This window comes from Acinetobacter soli (assembly GCF_018139125.1).
Taxonomy (GTDB): Bacteria; Pseudomonadota; Gammaproteobacteria; order Pseudomonadales; family Moraxellaceae; genus Acinetobacter; species Acinetobacter soli.
The window spans coordinates 14,166-27,815 of the sequence record NZ_CP073241.1 but is presented as its reverse complement, the minus strand read 5'-3'; the positions used below and the strand labels follow the sequence as shown (position 1 = coordinate 27,815).

The following is a 13,650-nucleotide window of genomic DNA, read 5'->3' as shown; positions in this document are numbered from 1 at the left end:
ATCTACTTGAATTTTATGAAAAATTTATAGATGACGCAATAAGGAGATGAGAAATTATGGTGGGCGCTGACGGGATCGAACCGCCGACATTCTGCTTGTAAGGCAGACGCTCTACCAACTGAGCTAAGCGCCCTGAGAGATAAAAACTGAAGGACTCAATTTTTAACTTTTCAAGTGCTGCGTGATGCAGTCCTTGAATCATACATTTTCTTGATCAGGGAATCAAGGAAATGGCGCAGCGGACGGGGCTCGAACCCGCGACCCCCGGCGTGACAGGCCGGTATTCTAACCAACTGAACTACCGCTGCACTACATTATCTCATACGAGATATATGGTCACTAAACTTGGTGGGCGCTGACGGGATCGAACCGCCGACATTCTGCTTGTAAGGCAGACGCTCTACCAACTGAGCTAAGCGCCCGCAAAGGTGTCTTGTTTAAAGTGGCGCAGCGGACGGGGCTCGAACCCGCGACCCCCGGCGTGACAGGCCGGTATTCTAACCAACTGAACTACCGCTGCACTTCAACAAAGTCACTTTTGTGGCAAACGATGATTAAAACTTAAGTGGCGCAGCGGACGGGGCTCGAACCCGCGACCCCCGGCGTGACAGGCCGGTATTCTAACCAACTGAACTACCGCTGCACTTGAGTCTTAACATGAAGAGCTTGGTGGGCGCTGACGGGATCGAACCGCCGACATTCTGCTTGTAAGGCAGACGCTCTACCAACTGAGCTAAGCGCCCTTCAACGTCTTCATCGTTTGTGAGGTGCATTATAGAGAAACTTCACAGAGTGTCAAACGCTTTTCACCGACTTTTTTAAAAAACTCTATCGAGTGATTAAAAAATAGGTTGTTTTGCTAAAAAACCAGCAAATTCTGTATTTTATTTAAACATTACATGCAAAATCATACAGATGAACCCTAAAAAAATATTACGACATTTCCACTTTTATTTCTGAAATATACACCAGCGCCCGCTCAGGAATGACTTCGAATAGCTCAATCAGATCTGTATTTCGCATTCGAATACAGCCATGCGACATCGGAATCCCCATGGGCTGCGTATCTGGTGTACCGTGGATATAGATATAACGCTGCTTAGAATCACAGCCTTCACCTCGATTAAAACCCTCTTCTAGCCCATCGAGCCATAAAATGCGACTTAAAATCCAGTCACGATCTGGATATTCGGCGGCAAGTGTATCGCTATACACCTCTCCGGTAGGCTGCCGTGCAATAAAAACGGCATTGATTGGTGCAGTATGACCAAATTTTTCTGCAATCCGATGCCATCCACGAGGAGTCTTGCCACTATTTTCCTGTTCTCCAATCCCATTTTTCCCACTGGAGATCGGATAAGTCTTGTGCTGTTTGGGTAAATAGAGGGTTTGTGATGCCAGATCAACCACAATATCGGCAGTATTCAAATTAAACATGATCATTTTCTGTGGATGGAGAATGGACTTTAGAGTTTAACGCTGCTGAAGTGGGTTCAGGTCTTAACCATAACCAAATCGCAACAATCAACATAATGCTATCGGTGAAAATCTTGACCCAAAGCGGCGCGTTGGTAAACAGCATCAGAATGCCACTGATCAGCATCATGATGGAAGCAATCCATTTGGCCTTGCGGGGAACTGTGCCGTGAGCACGCCAGTCGCGCAATGTGGGACCATATTTGGGATGATTTAGCAACCAAGCATCCATTTCTGGCCAGCCTTTAGATGCAGCCCAGGCCGCCAAGATAAGAAATACAGTGGTGGGCATACCCGGTAAAATTGCACCAATAATACCAAGTATGATAAATATCACCACTAAGGTACGCCAGAATAGTGTCTTCATTGTTGCAATCCTGCTCTGCAAAATCGTGTCTCTGTGAGTACCTTGCCACTGCGGAGTCAATTGGCCAAAAATATATGGACAGGTTTTATTAAGCTGTGCTCACGAGTATTATAATTCAAGTGATGACGTCAGGATTTATAAATGACTTATTTTTCTTCATGTTTGAATCAACATGAACCTTGGTTTCAGTTCAAACACGATTGTGTACGTCATCTTGCCTTTACGTTGGCGAGTCCAAATATCATCTCGCAGGTGCCCGAAGAACTGCGTTTAGAAACGCCCTTTGAGCTGCATAGCACGTCCTTTTGGTTACAACAGTACGACCATTATGTGCAACGTTTAAAAGCGCTAGATCAAGATCCTAGTCCGTTATTGGAGTTTTTAGGTCAGTTGCGCAGTACCCGTATTGGGCTGCGTTTTGAATATATGCTCTGGTTTTGGTTGCTCGATACTGAATATCACGCATATAAACTCATCGGACACAGCATTCAAAAAATGAAGGGCACGCAAACCATAGGTGAGCTGGATTTTCTGGTCTATAACACGACTGAGCAACGTATTGAACACTGGGAAGTTGCACTCAAATACTATTTAGGTGAAAAAGATTTAAGCTTGCCTTATTGGTATGGTCTGAACCGTAAAGATACCTTATTGAAAAAACTAGCTTATTTCACTGAACGCCAATTTCAATTTGAGGAGGCGCTGGGTCATCGCATTGATCAGCGCTTTGCCGTACTCAAAGGTCAGTTATATAGTCCACAACACATGCAACACCCCAAGCTCCCTAAGTGGCTAAATTCGCATAGGCGCATTGGATACTGGGGCTTTCAGACTCAAGCTGATTTTCGTCGGCTGACACGTCATGAATGGATGTGTCCACAACTACATGGCTCAACCACACCTGCTTTATGGTGGAGCAATGGACTTTATGTGAATACACAAAATCCGGCAGATTGCTATATGTTTCGTCAGGCGCCAGCCGTGCCTTGGGTGCCCGGCATGTTTGAATAAAATAATAATTCTTAAGAATAATTCTTCTTTGAAACATTTATTAACGTTTCTACTATCAAAAAGTAATGTTCTTTTAGACGTTTAGTTTTTAATCTCTAGTTACATCAGAATTAAATCTAAAGTGGAGACAGATGATGAAAAAAATCTTAGCTGCGTCAATTATGGTTGCTTTTGTTTTAACTGGCTGTAACACCTTTAAGGGGTTCGGAAAAGATGTATCAAGCGCTGGTGATGCGGTAACCAACACTGCGCAAAAAACTCAAAATAAAATCTAATTTTATTTGAAGCAAAAAAACCTTATCTTTTTGATAAGGTTTTTTTATTTGAGCATACCCATTAGTTGATGTTTGACCTATGATATTGAGTTAGATTTTTCCAGACTCAAATTTTGGTATGAACCCTTCCGATACTCTCGAACTCAGTTTAGATTTACTTCGCCGCCCCTCTGTGACTCCTGAAGATTATGATTGTCAGGCGCTGATGGCCAAACGTCTTGCGCACGTTGGCTTTCATATTGAAAACATGCGCTTTGGCGAAGTCGACAATTTATGGGCGCGCCGCGGTACTCAAGATCCTGTGTTCTGTTTTGCTGGCCATACCGATGTGGTTCCTACAGGTAACCTTGAGGCATGGAACAGCGATCCGTTTCAACCTGAAATTCGCGACGGTATTTTATATGGGCGCGGTGCTGCCGATATGAAGACCGCACTAGCAGCCATGGTGGTGGCCTCTGAACGCTTTGTAAAAAAACATCCAGATCACAAGGGCTCTATTGCGTTTTTGATTACATCTGATGAAGAAGGCCCATCAATTAACGGTACGGTAAAAGTGGTTGAAACTCTCGAAGCACGTAACGAAAAAATGACGTGGTGCCTAGTGGGTGAACCATCGAGTACCAGCCAGTTAGGTGACATTATTAAAAATGGCCGTCGTGGCTCATTGAATGCCGTTCTGACAGTGAAAGGCAAACAAGGTCATGTGGCCTATCCTCACCTCGCACGTAATCCGATTCATCTCGCCTCTGCTGCCCTTCACGAACTTTGTGAGACTGTGTGGGATCACGGTAACGAATATTTTCCGGCAACATCTTTTCAGATTTCAAATATTCATGCGGGAACTGGTGCGACCAATGTGGTGCCCGGTACGATGGCTGTTACCTTTAATTTCCGTTATTCGACTGAAGTGACTGCCGAACAGCTTAAAGAACGTGTACTGGAAATTTTACAGCGTCATGGCCTTGAGTATGATATTTCATGGACACACTCAGGATTACCATTTTTGACTCCTGTTGGTGAATTGGTGAATGCCGCGACCACTGCCATTAAAAATGTTACCGGTGTCGATGCCAAACTTTCGACCAGCGGCGGTACATCTGATGGCCGTTTTATTGCACCGACTGGCGCGCAAGTACTTGAGCTGGGTGTTTTAAATGCATCTATTCATCAAATCAACGAACACGTCAATGTCGCCGATCTGGAGCCTTTGGCCGAGATTTATGAGCAGATTCTTGAAAATTTATTGACTTAATATTTAAGGGCTCTTCGGAGCCCTTTTTCATTTCAGCCATGATCATAAAACAGTTTGCCTAGTTGCTTGCATGAGCAGCATCTGGATTTTGGCGAGCAGTTGTTCCTCTTGAAAAGGTTTGCCCAGATAATCGTTCACCTCAAGCTGCTGTGCCATCTCGCGGTATTTTTCGCCCGTACGTGAGCTGATCATGATAATCGGTAAAGCTTGCAGTAAATTGTGCTGACGTAAACGGCGAGTAAATTCGAACCCATCCATTCGCGGCATCTCAACGTCGAGTAAAATGACATCTGGACGAATGTGCTCCAGCTTCTCTAGCGCATCTTGGCCATCTTTGGCTGTTACTACATCGTACCCTTGGCGTTCGAGTAAACGTGATGTGACCTTTCGAACCGTCACTGAATCATCCACCACCATGATCATGGCTCGCTCTTCACGTATAGCGCGCTCGTGGTCGGTATCGTGGCGATATTGTCGTGGCTGTTGATCGACTTGTTCTGCAATGGTAATCGGATCTAAGATCAAACAGACTTGCCCATCGCCTAAAATCGATGCGCCCGCCACCACTTTAACCTGACTAAACTGTTGCCCGATTGGTTTCACCACAATCTGACCACGTGATCCGACCACCTGATCAACCAGCAACGCCACCTGCGGCCCTGTGCTGGAATGAATCAGCAACACCTCCAGCTCACCTGTGATGGTTGACCAGTCTGGCTCGACCACATTACTTACAAATTCACCCAGATAACGTAATTTGTAGCGGGTATTATCAAGCTCAAAACGATCTTGCTGGCTATTAAAGTATTGTTCCAAAATCAGCGGCGATAAGCGCACAATACGCTCAATTTTACCCAGTGGTAAGGCATATTGCTGATCAAGCACCTTGACCATCAGCGCATCACTGACCGCTACTGTGGTGGGCACACGCAGGCTAAATGTGGTTCCCATACCCGCTTGGGCAGTTACGGTAATTTTACCTCCAAGTGCCTTGATTTCGTTATGCACAATATCGAGGCCAACACCACGCCCCGAAATATGGGTAATTGCAGACGCCGTTGAAAACCCCGGGTAAAAGATATACTGGAAGATTTGATCGTCATCTAAAGTATGAAAATGGTCTAAATAGCCCAGTTGCTGCGCCTTGTTTGCAATTGCATTGCTGTCCATGCCTCGACCATCGTCTTTTAACTGCAAGACCACATCAGTACCATGACGGCGGATAGAAAGCTCAATAGTCCCGATTGATGGTTTACCTTGGCTCAGTCGTGTTTGCTGATCTTCAATACCATGATCGATGGCATTGCGGAGCATATGTTCGAGCGGTACGACCAAACGCTCTAGAATACTCCGATCTAACTCGCCTTCTGTATTGTGAACCAGCAGTTGAGTTGGTCGATTCAGCGCCAGAGCAGTTTGTCGGACGGTGCGTTGTAAGCGTGGTAAAAGATGCGAAAACGGAACCAGGCGAGTACGAATCAGATTTTCTTGCAGATCGGCCTGAATTCGCGATTGCTGGAGCAGTAAACTTTCGGTATCTCGAATTTTTTCGGTCAAACTAGTACGAAAATCGAGTAAATCCGATGCCGATTCTGCCAAGGATTTACTTAAATGATAAAAATTTGAATATTGCTCTGGCTCAAGCGTAGCGGTATGTTCACCAGAAAGCTGTTGTAAAGATTGTGTATCTAACACCCGATCCAGATGTTTAAGCTGACGCGATAAACGCTGAATCGCCAGTTCCATTTCACCCAAAACGGTATCGACCTGCGCAATATCCATCTGAATTCGGGAGCGATTGATGGCGTTTTCACCAGACTGATCAATCATTTTGTCAATCAGATCTGCCGAAACACGGATCATTTCATTGCTTTCATCAACCGCAATGGAAGTGTCCCACTCACCATGCATAGACGGCGGCTCTGTGCCGTCACCCGGACTAACCGCACCCGATTCGGACAATGATGCAGCGATCTGTTCAAACTGTACCGGAAACAAAGGTTGAGTCAGCTCTAACTGCTCAAGTTGATGCTTAAGTTCGTGATAATGATCGTAACGCGTATCAAAAATTGCCAGTCTCAACCATTGTACGGCGTTGAGAAGTAATGGATCGTAGCTGCTCGTTTTAGAATTGTGCAGGTTCATTCGCTCAAAGGTAATCTCAAGTCGCGTGGTAATGTCCATGACATATTTCAGTTCGAGCAGCCGTGCACTGCGCGTTAAGCGATGAAAAATACGTTGTAGCTCCAACAGCAAATGACGCTGATGACGCTCCTTGATCCATTGCTGAAGATTGAGTTCGGCCTGTGAAAGCAAATCTTGTGCTTCATCCACAAACATTTTTTCGACCAAGGTTTGCGGAAAAGTCTCAGAGGCGGCGGGTACTGAATTGAACGCCAGTACTTCACTCAAGCTCATCTGATCGTCAAGCTTTAACCCAGCCTGCTCGATTACTTGGTTTTGAGTACAATCCGCTTCAGCGAATGCGGCCGGCAACCAGTCTTCGATATGTTGAAGCACATCCAAGACATGACTCACAGGAAACTCTACTGCATGCTGATACAGGTTTTGAATCCGTTCGGCCAGATCATCATGCACAATTCGAATGATCTTGATCAGTTCGAATGAAACATCTAATTGCTGATAGATCAGACGTTGATAAATCGATTCCAGCTCATGTGCAATCAAACCGATCTGATTTAGCTGAACCATATTGGCACCCCCTTTTAAGGTGTGCAAAAACCGGATCAGATGTTGCAAGATATCTAAATTATGTGGTGCTTCGGTCCAGAGCGTCAGCTCGGTTTCGACGCCTGCCAATAGTTCTTCACTCTCTTCAAGGAAAATTTCCAGCAAACTGTCATCGACCTGTAACGGCTGTGCCAACACAAGCTGACGATCTTCTGCCAAATAAGACATCAGTTGCATGTCGAGATTAAGTACCGAATCGGTACTGATGTCACTATGTTGAGTCGTTACACTTTGAGAAGCAAATTCTTCCAAATCAAGCGGTTTAAATGGCTTGATTTCTCGATTGAGCTGATCAAACAGTACCTGATACGGTGTAAAAGAACTAATGTGCTGTGCCGCAGCCAAACTATCAAACAGCCCCACAAATGCGGTATGCACTGGCTGGAATGCATCATATAGGCTTTGAGGAAAATCACTACTCGTGATTCCGATGAGTTCTTGATAAACCGATTGCAAATGTTGGGTAAAAATATGCAAAACACGTGTTCGGTCTGTATCGGTCGCAGCGTATAGGCTTGCGGCCTGTTCCTGTAAAATCACAATATAATCGACCGACTGGTGCCGTATACGATCTTGAAACTCAAATTCGGCATCGAGCAAATCATCAATTTCAAGTGCGAGTAAGGCCGCTACCACACCGCCATTAAGCTGTAACTCATGTGCAGCAGTCGATTCGAGCTGATGCTGATAAAGCTGATACTGATCTAAAAAGATATTCAGTAGTGGTTGAAGCGTCTTGGCCTCTAAGCCATGCTGAATGTTGTGCACCGACTGTGTAATAAATTCCAGATACTGCCCAAGCAAAGCCTGCTCGGTAGAGAGTAGTGCTCCATGCTGGAGTAATCTCTGCTTGATTGTGCTTTCAAGTGCTGTACTGGCATCAAAGATCGCATCGATACAGGCCATGGATGAGCTACCACGTATGGTATGCAAGGCACGTAACAGTCGGTTAAAGTCATCATCCGAAGGGGCTGAGTTTGCTAAAAAATGATGGACATCTGCAACATAAACCGAGATTTCTTCTAGAAAAATGACAATAGATTCATTTAGTTTGACGCTGTTAGTTGGCGCGAGATTCAATTCATCAGCTGTCTGAGATGCTCTCATGAGCAGAGTCATCAGCGCAGGTTCTATCTCGAGATTGAGTTGTAACTGTGACCCAATAAATGCATAGGGCCGTAAATCGACACGATGTGGCTGGCGTTGTTTAAAATCCTCAATCAGTTCATCTTGATAAAGCCGATAAACCTGAGCCACATACTGCTGAATCGGGAGTGTAGTAGGTAAAATTGAGTTGAGAATTCGTGTCAGGGTTTCCTCCACCATCCATGCAATTTCACTCGATGCATTGGCCCCCACCATCCGGCCCGTACCTTTTAAATTATTAAAATGCCGACAGATTTCTTGCAACAAGGCTTGATCGTCAGGCGTCGTATGCCAAGCCTGAATCAGGCGCTCCAATGCACTAAACACCTCTTCGAGCTCTTCAATAAAAACGTCAAGAATCTCCTGATCCTGATCCAGATATTGATCTTCAGGCAAGGTCAGCGCCGCCAGACGCGTATTTAATGCAGTGTCCATATCCGAATGCTGTGCTCAGCAACCCCAATCTTCATGCGCTGTTTTGATCCCCTTAATCAATTCTTTTTTATTCGGTCATCTCTAATTGATAACCAGAAATTGCCAGCTCTAATTCTTTAATGATCGCATTCAACTGCTGAAGATACAATCCGAGCTGCTGCCCTTTGGCATCACAACCACTCATTTCTGTTGTATCTGTTTGAACGCTGTGTTGCACGTGGTGCGTAAGGTGCGTTGCGATCTGTTCTGCGTGTAGTAAGGTGAGACGTGCCTGATCTAGCTCCGTTACAGACCGTTGTACCGAATCAATTAAATGTCGGTACTGCTGCAACATCAGGTTCAGGGCATCTGCAATTGTACCGGTAAAATCCTCAGAAACAGTCGCTGGCCGCCTTAAATCACCCTCGGCGAAATCACTGATCTCATTGAGTAAACGTAAGATTGCGTGCTGATGCTGACTGGTTTCATGAGCACTTTCGAGCTGCTGTGCTGTATCAGCAACCTTTCGCATCGGTAAACGCATCAACTGCCAAGTCGCGTAAGCCAATCCGAGTAATGCAATCACAACCACACTGATCAAGAGTATGGCAAACATATTGTTTTGACTTTTTGCCAGGCGATCCAGCGACTGTAACAATTGCTCAGATTGTTTGGGTAACTGCCAATAAGCCTGCCAAAGCTGCTCCACCTGATCAGGTTGCAATAAAACGCGCTCAATTTTAGGCTGTAAAGCGCTATCAAATTCAAGTTGAATATCTTGCAGCAAAGCTCGCTGTAGCGGATCTTGCACAGCATTTAAGCCCTGCACGGGATCGCCAAGAAGCTGTCGCAGAATGCCAGCTCTAAACTGCTGGGTATCTTCAATAAAATCATGCACCGTTTGCGGTGTGGCCTGCTCAGGTAAAATGGGAGAATGTCCCCATTTTAAAAGCTGTGATGCGCTCTGCTCTTGTTGCTGGGCCAGTTTTAAATGCCCGATATCAGCAGGTTGATGCTGCAATAACTCGATTAGCTGCGCATAATTCGATTGTATTTCGGGCATCGAAAGCTGCATCGATAAATGTAAAAACTGAACTTGTCTGGCAAGATCAGGATCGGCTTGAATCCTCTCAATACTGTGTGACAATGCCTGCCAATCGGTCATGACACGCTGATAAGCCGAGGTATCTGATGCAATCTCTGCGAGATCGTTTTGAAACTGCTGATGCGTCGCGCTTAAATTTTTACGGTTTTGCAGTGAATCTGAACGTAAAATTTCCAGTGATTCAGACATAAACTGCTGATTGAGTATGGTCAATGCCATCATTTTTTGATCGACATGATGCCGTTTTTGCATGTGCTGAATCAGAAAAATGCTCGAAACGAGTAGAATCGTCGTCATCAACAGTATAAGCAAGAGCAAACGCTGTAACTGCTGCGGCGATTCAAACCGATTGGAAAAATGATCTGCTTTAAACCATCCACTCCATCGGTGGTGATCTGACTCAATACGTCTGTTTTTGACGCTTGCGATCCACGTCATATCCCACCCCTCATGATCACAACACCGTTTAAAATTTATTTTTAATGGTGCTGCGAGGCATTCATAAAATCGTGATTGCCTAATAATTGACTCAATAAAAAAATATGCCAGCGCTGCTGATACTGTTGAAAATAGCCGCGACAATACGGCTGAAACATCATGCCAAGATCATGCTGATGCGAAAAATAATGCGTTTTATTAAAATGCTGTACACCAAATACCTGATCGACAATCAGCCCGATATAATGTTGATTGTGGCTGATACACATCACTTTATGTTGTGTGTGTTCCTGATAATTCTGTTTAGAAATAAACTCAGACAAACTCGATACGGCCAGCAATCGCCCGCGAATATTTGCCAAACCTTTTAGCCAAGGCTGTGTATTGGGAACACGGGTATAACTTGGCGGATGAATGACTTCAGTGACTTCCCCTAATGGCGCAACGAAATAATGCCCCATCAATTCAAATGCGATACCTGTCCAGCGTTCTGCCTGCTCAATCGACTCATGCTGTACGCTCAAATCATCTGGCGTATATGCCGCCAAATGTGTATCGCTGCTCTGAGCCATTTTACGAATCTGACAGAATATATTGCTGAATCACGTCGATCAGCTGATTTTCATCTATGGGTTTGGTCAAATACTCTTTGGCGCCCTGACGCTTACCCCAAATTCGATCTGTGGCCTGATCTTTGGTACTCACAATCACCACTGGAATATGCTTGGTGCTTTCACCACGGCAGATCTGACGGGTGGCTTGAAAACCATTCACACCTGGCATTACTACATCCATCAGCACCAGATTCGGTTGTTCGGCCTGAGCCAGCGTCACACCATCTGCACCATTGGTAGCTTCAAGCACTTGATAACCGTGTCGGGTCAATATTTCACGAAACCGATACGTCTCGGTGGGTGAATCATCAACGATCAATATACGCGCCATAATGACCTCAAATTTATTTATTGGAATTAAACACTGACATGATTACGAATTGCGCTTAACAATTCATCTTTACTAAATGGCTTGATCAGGTATTCATCGGAGCCCACGATACGCCCTTTGGCCTGATCAAATAATCCATCTTTACTTGAAAGCATAATTACGGGAATATGCTGGTAATTTTGTGAATTTTTAATCAGCGCACAGGTTTGATATCCATCTAGGCGTGGCATCATAATATCCACAAAAATAATATCGGGATTGGTCTGTGCTATTTTTGATAATGCTTCAAAGCCGTCTGTCGCCGTGACCACGGTATAGCCTTCTTTTTGCAGCAGCGTTTCAGCAGTACGACGAATGGTTTTTGAATCATCAATCACCATAATTTTAATTGCTTTGGGTGCATCTTCCATTCATTCGTCCTTTTCAAATGCCCAATTCAGGCAAACTAATCTGTTATCAAGTGTCATGGCATTTTTACATAGTTAAAGTCTTGTTTTCAATTCATCCACTAGAACATCTTTTTTTCATTTATCTCAATTTACGCTAAACTAAAACGATAAAACCCGTGGATTTACAGCGTATAAATCCATCTTAATATACCAAGATTATGATTCAAAAAAAATTAATCTAATTTTATTGGGGAGAAGCACATGGTTCAATCCATAGAATTTGCGCCTGCTGTGCGGCGACGGCCCTTTCAGTTGGGTAAACAAGTAACGTTATTCATTTTACTCATGTTCTTCTATCTGCTTGGATGTGCAGGCGAGATTCATGCCAAATGGTATCGCTATTATGATTCGCGTGGCACTGCCAATATCAGCGCCAACGTAACGCCAGCACATATTCGCTATGGATATGAGTCGCTCGATCAAAATATGCAAGTGATTGCGAAGACGCCGGCATGGAATGGCGACCGAGACGCCAAAACTCAAGCCAGATATGAATCACAAGCACGACAACAACAATATGATCTCAAACTCAAACGTGCCTATGGCAACAGTAAAATTGCCACCATGAAACGCGATGAATCTTTAAGTAGCATCAAAAAACAGATCGCATTTCAGCAAGAACAGCTCAAACAGCAACAAAATGATCGAGTGATGTATAAAAATCAGGAAAATCAATATATAAGAAAAGGGCAAAACATACCGGTATCGGTGCGCGAACACATGTTACAAAACCAACAACAGATCCTCGCCAGCAAAGCGATGCTGAAGCAAATGCAAGACAACTATAACAGCACTCAAATCCATTATGCAGATGTGATTGCACGCTTAAAAAAAATGGAATAACCGTTATAATCGGTGGCAAAGTCGACACAACATCACATTATTTAAAGGATAACACTGCATGCGTAGCACCCTTCTGGTTCTTTCGAAAGCGACCATACTCAGTATGAGTTTAATGGTCGCAGCATGCAGTCAAAAAGATGCCGCCGAAAGCTCACAGCAATCAGCCAATACCGCAACAATTGAGTTAATTGGTGCCGATCTGGTGGCGGTCAAATCCGGTCAAATCGAACAGAAAACGGCATTTATCGGAACCATTCGGGCAGTCAATCAAAGTTCGGTACAGGCACAAGTGACCGCAACCGCCACACAGGTCAATGTGAATGTCGGGCAGTCGGTGACTAAAGGGCAGATATTGGTGCGTCTTGACAATCAGGACAATGCGGCACGGCTTTCCCAAGCACGTGCCAATCTTGCGTCGGCTCGGGCACAAGCAGATTTGGCCAAAAATCTGATGCAACGAAAAAAGCGTCTGCTTGATCAAGGTTTTATTTCACGCGTGGAATACGAACAAAGTGAAGTTGATTACAAGGCACAATTAGAGACGGTGAATGCACAGCGTGCCAATGTCGATATCGCCGAAAAAGCCAATTTAGATGGCACCATTCGCAGCCCGCTTTCAGGGGTGATTACCAAGCGTCAAGTAGAACCAGGTCAAACCGTTGCCGCGGGCAGTACGCTGTTTGAAATTGTCGATCCAGCTCAGTTAGAAATTCAAGGAAAATTGCCAATCGAACAACAATCCGCATTGGCCGTAGGGAAAAAAATAAGCTTTAACATTCAAGGTGAGCGCACGGTGCAAGAGGCACGTTTAAGCCGAATTTCGCCTGTGGCCGATCAGGTCAGTCGTCAAATCGAATTTTTTGCACAACCGAGCAGCCCGATTCGCTCACTCAGTATTGGTGCATTTGTAGAAGGTTTTATTTATAGCCAGGATCAGATATCGGGGCAGATTATTCCACTCAATAGTATTCAGAGTATGGATCAACAGCCATATGTCTGGGTGGTTCGTCAGCAAAAGCTGCATAAAGTGGCCATTAAACTTTTAGAAAAACGCTTCACTGATGATGTTGCCATCGTTCAGGGATTACAACCGGGAGATCGCGTGAGCCGAATCGCATTTGAAAATAGCGATGACAACAAGGCCGTGCGCATTTCTGGCAATTAACATCAGGATTGAG

The 13,650-nt window shown here is 44.7% G+C and carries 12 protein-coding genes and 6 tRNA genes; 5 read left to right on the top strand and 13 right to left on the bottom strand.

The window, feature by feature from the left end; genetic code table 11:
- Window positions 1–57: 57 nt before the first annotated feature.
- The 8 genes from KCV09_RS00140 to KCV09_RS00105 form a co-directional block, all read right to left on the bottom strand.
- Window positions 58–133: transfer RNA gene (locus tag KCV09_RS00140), tRNA-Val, on the bottom strand.
- 98 nt (window positions 134–231) lie between these two features.
- Window positions 232–308, bottom strand: a tRNA-Asp gene (locus tag KCV09_RS00135).
- 38 nt (window positions 309–346) lie between these two features.
- Window positions 347–422: transfer RNA gene (locus KCV09_RS00130), tRNA-Val, on the bottom strand.
- A 21-nt stretch (window positions 423–443) separates the two neighbouring features.
- Window positions 444–520: transfer RNA gene (locus tag KCV09_RS00125), tRNA-Asp, on the bottom strand.
- 46 nt (window positions 521–566) lie between these two features.
- A tRNA-Asp gene (locus KCV09_RS00120) sits at window positions 567–643 on the bottom strand.
- A gap of 24 nt (window positions 644–667) precedes the next feature.
- Window positions 668–743 (bottom strand) — tRNA-Val (locus KCV09_RS00115).
- A gap of 190 nt (window positions 744–933) precedes the next feature.
- Window positions 934–1,443 (bottom strand): cell wall-recycling L,D-carboxypeptidase ElsL, encoded by a 510-nt coding sequence (gene elsL / locus KCV09_RS00110; RefSeq protein WP_171496945.1) that lies wholly within the window; start codon window positions 1,441–1,443, stop codon window positions 934–936.
- Entirely contained in the window at window positions 1,430–1,843 is a 414-nt protein-coding gene (locus KCV09_RS00105) for a YbaN family protein (RefSeq protein WP_025094518.1), read from the bottom strand. Before KCV09_RS00105 ends, elsL begins: the two co-directional genes overlap by 14 nt.
- A gap of 141 nt (window positions 1,844–1,984) precedes the next feature.
- Between KCV09_RS00105 and KCV09_RS00100 the strand changes: the two genes are divergently transcribed.
- From KCV09_RS00100 to dapE, 3 genes are all read left to right on the top strand, one after another.
- A complete protein-coding gene (locus KCV09_RS00100) occupies window positions 1,985–2,854 on the top strand; it encodes a DUF1853 family protein (protein WP_212515348.1) in 870 nt (289 codons plus the stop codon).
- Between the two features lie 131 nt (window positions 2,855–2,985).
- Window positions 2,986–3,129, top strand: a complete 144-nt coding sequence (locus KCV09_RS00095; protein WP_088459345.1) for an entericidin A/B family lipoprotein — start codon at window positions 2,986–2,988, stop codon at window positions 3,127–3,129.
- A gap of 118 nt (window positions 3,130–3,247) precedes the next feature.
- Entirely contained in the window at window positions 3,248–4,381 is a 1,134-nt protein-coding gene (dapE, locus tag KCV09_RS00090) for a succinyl-diaminopimelate desuccinylase (RefSeq protein WP_004935190.1), read from the top strand.
- Window positions 4,382–4,423: 42 nt separating this feature from the next.
- Here the strand turns inward: dapE and KCV09_RS00085 are convergent, their stop codons facing one another.
- The 5 genes from KCV09_RS00085 to pilG all read right to left on the bottom strand — a co-directional run bounded on the left by KCV09_RS00085 (window position 4,424) and on the right by pilG (window position 11,590).
- Complete coding sequence (locus KCV09_RS00085; protein ID WP_212515347.1) at window positions 4,424–8,713, bottom strand: hybrid sensor histidine kinase/response regulator; 4,290 nt, start codon at window positions 8,711–8,713, stop codon at window positions 4,424–4,426.
- A 67-nt stretch (window positions 8,714–8,780) separates the two neighbouring features.
- Complete coding sequence (locus KCV09_RS00080) at window positions 8,781–10,235, bottom strand: sensor histidine kinase (protein WP_212515346.1); 1,455 nt, start codon at window positions 10,233–10,235, stop codon at window positions 8,781–8,783.
- A 41-nt stretch (window positions 10,236–10,276) separates the two neighbouring features.
- Window positions 10,277–10,807, bottom strand: coding sequence for a chemotaxis protein CheW (locus tag KCV09_RS00075; protein WP_004935181.1), 531 nt, complete (start codon window positions 10,805–10,807; stop codon window positions 10,277–10,279).
- Between the two features lies 1 nt (window position 10,808).
- Complete coding sequence (locus KCV09_RS00070; protein ID WP_004935180.1) at window positions 10,809–11,180, bottom strand: response regulator; 372 nt, start codon at window positions 11,178–11,180, stop codon at window positions 10,809–10,811.
- 26 nt (window positions 11,181–11,206) lie between these two features.
- The gene (pilG, locus tag KCV09_RS00065; protein WP_025094513.1) at window positions 11,207–11,590 is read right to left on the bottom strand and encodes a twitching motility response regulator PilG; all 384 of its coding nucleotides are present in this window, start codon (window positions 11,588–11,590) and stop codon (window positions 11,207–11,209) included.
- A 324-nt stretch (window positions 11,591–11,914) separates the two neighbouring features.
- On the opposite strand from pilG, the gene KCV09_RS00060 reads away from it, so the two are divergent.
- Together KCV09_RS00060 and KCV09_RS00055 are read left to right on the top strand one after the other, a co-directional pair.
- Window positions 11,915–12,472 (top strand): hypothetical protein, encoded by a 558-nt coding sequence (locus tag KCV09_RS00060; protein WP_407651961.1) that lies wholly within the window; start codon window positions 11,915–11,917, stop codon window positions 12,470–12,472.
- A 58-nt stretch (window positions 12,473–12,530) separates the two neighbouring features.
- Window positions 12,531–13,637, top strand: a complete 1,107-nt coding sequence (locus KCV09_RS00055) for an efflux RND transporter periplasmic adaptor subunit (protein WP_212515344.1) — start codon at window positions 12,531–12,533, stop codon at window positions 13,635–13,637.
- Window positions 13,638–13,650: the final 13 nt, after the last annotated feature.

Bases quoted from the DNA above. Each gene is read 5' to 3' on its own strand.
- elsL (WP_171496945.1), bottom strand. From the start codon at position 1,443: ATGATCATGTTTAATTTGAATACTGCCGATATTGTGGTTGATCTGGCA.
- KCV09_RS00105 (WP_025094518.1), bottom strand. From the start codon at position 1,843: ATGAAGACACTATTCTGGCGTACCTTAGTGGTGATATTTATCATACTT.
- KCV09_RS00100 (WP_212515348.1), top strand. From the start codon at position 1,985: ATGACTTATTTTTCTTCATGTTTGAATCAACATGAACCTTGGTTTCAG.
- KCV09_RS00095 (WP_088459345.1), top strand. From the start codon at position 2,986: ATGATGAAAAAAATCTTAGCTGCGTCAATTATGGTTGCTTTTGTTTTA.
- dapE (WP_004935190.1), top strand. From the start codon at position 3,248: ATGAACCCTTCCGATACTCTCGAACTCAGTTTAGATTTACTTCGCCGC.
- KCV09_RS00085 (WP_212515347.1), bottom strand. From the start codon at position 8,713: ATGGACACTGCATTAAATACGCGTCTGGCGGCGCTGACCTTGCCTGAA.
- KCV09_RS00080 (WP_212515346.1), bottom strand. From the start codon at position 10,235: ATGACGTGGATCGCAAGCGTCAAAAACAGACGTATTGAGTCAGATCAC.
- KCV09_RS00075 (WP_004935181.1), bottom strand. From the start codon at position 10,807: ATGGCTCAGAGCAGCGATACACATTTGGCGGCATATACGCCAGATGAT.
- KCV09_RS00070 (WP_004935180.1), bottom strand. From the start codon at position 11,180: ATGGCGCGTATATTGATCGTTGATGATTCACCCACCGAGACGTATCGG.
- pilG (WP_025094513.1), bottom strand. From the start codon at position 11,590: ATGGAAGATGCACCCAAAGCAATTAAAATTATGGTGATTGATGATTCA.
- KCV09_RS00060 (WP_407651961.1), top strand. From the start codon at position 11,915: ATGTTCTTCTATCTGCTTGGATGTGCAGGCGAGATTCATGCCAAATGG.
- KCV09_RS00055 (WP_212515344.1), top strand. From the start codon at position 12,531: ATGCGTAGCACCCTTCTGGTTCTTTCGAAAGCGACCATACTCAGTATG.